A 2,563-nucleotide genomic window follows, 5' to 3' on the forward strand; every position below is an offset into this window, starting at 1 on the left:
TCGCGCTGATCCGCCGCGCGCTGCGCCGCCCCCCGATCAAGCCGCCGGTTCCGCCCGTCACGCACTGATGCGCGCGGCAGGCGCCGCCCTCCGATCGACCACCGTGTTTCCCGCATGCCGATGCGATGTCGGCGCGCGGGCGCCGGTTCGTCCGTTGGCGCGCCGCGACATCCCCGCGCGATTTGACGCTTTTTCACGCCGCAACGAAAAGAGGCTGTAATCCGCTGTGATATAACTGCCGACGTGATCCGCTCCCTGAGCGAGACTCACTCCGAACATCATCCGATGGAGAAGAACGATGCAAAAACGGAATCTTGTGCTGAAAGCCGCCGCTGCGCTCATCGTCGGTAGCCTCGCGCTCACCGGTTGCACCACCACCCCGGACAAGCCGGACAACGCCGCAACGAACGCGTCGAAGCGCCAGGCAATCGACTCGAGCGTCGACGCCACGCTGTCGCGCATGTACTCCACGGTCAAGGGTTCGCGCGAACTCGTCGCGAAGTCGCGCGGCGTGCTGGTCTTCCCGGACGTCATCCAGGCCGGCTTCATCGTCGGCGGCCAATCCGGCAACGGCGCACTGCGCGTCGGCGGCAGCACGGTCGGCTACTACAACACGTCGTCGCTGTCGGTCGGCCTGCAGGCCGGTGCACAGTCGAAGGCGATCGTGTTCCTGTTCATGACGCAGGAAGCGCTCGACGAATTCCGCGGCTCGGACGGCTGGGCAGCCGGCGCCGGCGCGTCGGTCGCGCTCGTGAAGATGGGTGCGAACGGCGCGGTCGACACGACCACGGCCACCGCGCCGGTCCAGGTCGTCGTGCTGACGAACGCGGGCCTGATGGGCGACGTGTCGATCAACGGCACGAAGGTCTCGAAGCTGAAGATCTGACGCTGACGCACCGCCCGTGCGCACGGCGCGCGGGCCATGCACAAACGGCGATGTCCTTGCGGGCATCGCCGTTTTTTTATCCGCGTGCGTCGTGCGCCTCGCGCGTCAGGTCGTCGAGTCGATCACCTTGAAGCGCGAGCGCTTCTGCGCACGGATCACCGACTGGTAGACCTCGACATACTGCTGCGCCATGCGGCGCGACGTGAAACGTTCCTCGAAGCGCTGCCGCACGCGCGCACGCGGCAGCAGGTGCAGCCGGTTCACGGCGGCCACCGCGCTGATTTCATCCTCGACGATGAAACCCGACACGCCCTCGTCCACCACTTCGGGCACTGCGCCGCGATTGAACGCGATCACCGGCGTGCCGCACGACATCGCCTCGATCATCACGAGGCCGAACGGCTCCGGCCAGTCGATCGGAAACAGCAGCGCATGCGCGCCCGACAGGAATTCGGCCTTCTGGTGATCCGCAATCTCGCCGATGAATTCGACGTGCGGCAACGCGAAGAGCGGCTTGATCTCGCGCTCGAAGTATTCCTGGTCGGCCGCGTCGATCTTCGCGGCGATCTTGATCGGCAGCCCGCACTGGCGGGCAATGCGGATCGCCGTGTCGACGCGCTTTTCCGGCGAGATGCGGCCGAGGAAAGCGAGGTAGCGCGGCTCGACCGGCTGCGGCATGTACAGCGTATCGGGCAGCCCGTGGTAGACGGTCGTCAGCCATTTCGCCTGCGGCAACGGCTGGCGCTGCGAGTTCGAAATCGAGATCACCGGCGCCGTGTTGAACGTGTCGAACACCGGCTGCTGCTCGGGCAGATCGAGCCGGCCGTGCAGCGTCGTCACGTAAGGCGTTTCCTGCCGGTTGAAGACCGAGAACGAGTAGTAGTCCATGTGGAAATGGAGCACGTCGAAGTCCTTCGCACGGCGCGCCACCGTTTCCATCAGCAGCATGTGCGGCGCGACCCGGTCGCGGATCGACGAATCGAGCCGCAGCGCGCGCGGCCAGACCGGCTCGAGCTTCGCCCGCGTCGTCGAATCGCCGCTGGCGAACAACGTCACATCATGGCCGAGCTCGACGAGCGCCTCGGTGATGTAGGACACGACTCGCTCCGTGCCGCCGTACAGCTTCGGCGGCACCGATTCGGTCAGCGGCGCGATCTGGGCAATTCTCATGGTCCACGTCTCCTGTGTCCTGTCCGTTGCGGCACGGCCGGCGGGCCTCTACGCTTTCGCGCCCTGCTCGCCCCCATGCAGCGCCAGCCAGATATCTCTTCATTATTCGCGATCCCGCTGCCCGGAACCGCCCGTCTTTCATTTTATGGGTGTTGTTACAGGCAGGATACATTCCGCCTGTCGGGCCGATCCGGCCCCCGATGCGACGATCAAGCCCGAGCGCGTGCCGCCGCCCCGCCCGTCAGCGCGACGGCCACTTCCATGCCGGCAGGTCGCGCGTATCGGCATCGACGAGCCCCGTCGCACCGAGCTGCTTGTCGAGCACCAGCGATTCGCAGCCGGCCTCGCGCTCGAGCGTCGCGATCAGCCGCGCCGCATGCGACACGACGAGCACCTGCGAACGCTGCGCCGCCTGCGCGATCAGGCGGCCGAGCGCCGGCAGCAGATCGGGGTGCAGGCTCGTCTCCGGTTCGTTCAGCACCATCAGCGCCGGCGGCCGCGGTGTCA

The 2,563-nt window shown here is 66.8% G+C and carries 4 protein-coding genes; 2 read left to right on the forward strand and 2 right to left on the reverse strand.

Annotated elements, in window-relative coordinates:
- A partial coding sequence (locus G3N99_RS38260; protein WP_206124973.1) for a hypothetical protein occupies positions 1-220 on the forward strand: 220 nt, incomplete at its 5' end.
- Positions 221-298: 78 nt separating this feature from the next.
- Positions 299-886, forward strand: coding sequence for a YSC84-related protein (locus G3N99_RS38265; RefSeq protein WP_011352325.1), 588 nt, complete (start codon positions 299-301; stop codon positions 884-886).
- 105 nt (positions 887-991) lie between these two features.
- On the opposite strand, the gene G3N99_RS38270 is transcribed toward G3N99_RS38265, so the two are convergent.
- Together G3N99_RS38270 and G3N99_RS38275 are read right to left on the reverse strand one after the other, a co-directional pair.
- Entirely contained in the window at positions 992-2,056 is a 1,065-nt protein-coding gene (locus G3N99_RS38270) for a glycosyltransferase family 4 protein (RefSeq protein WP_206124974.1), read from the reverse strand.
- A gap of 241 nt (positions 2,057-2,297) precedes the next feature.
- The coding region (locus tag G3N99_RS38275) for an AAA family ATPase (RefSeq protein ID WP_206124975.1) at positions 2,298-2,563 on the reverse strand (266 nt) is incomplete at its 5' end.

It is taken from the genome of Burkholderia sp. Ac-20392 (assembly GCF_017104585.1).
GTDB classification, from domain to species: Bacteria; Pseudomonadota; Gammaproteobacteria; order Burkholderiales; family Burkholderiaceae; genus Burkholderia; species Burkholderia lata.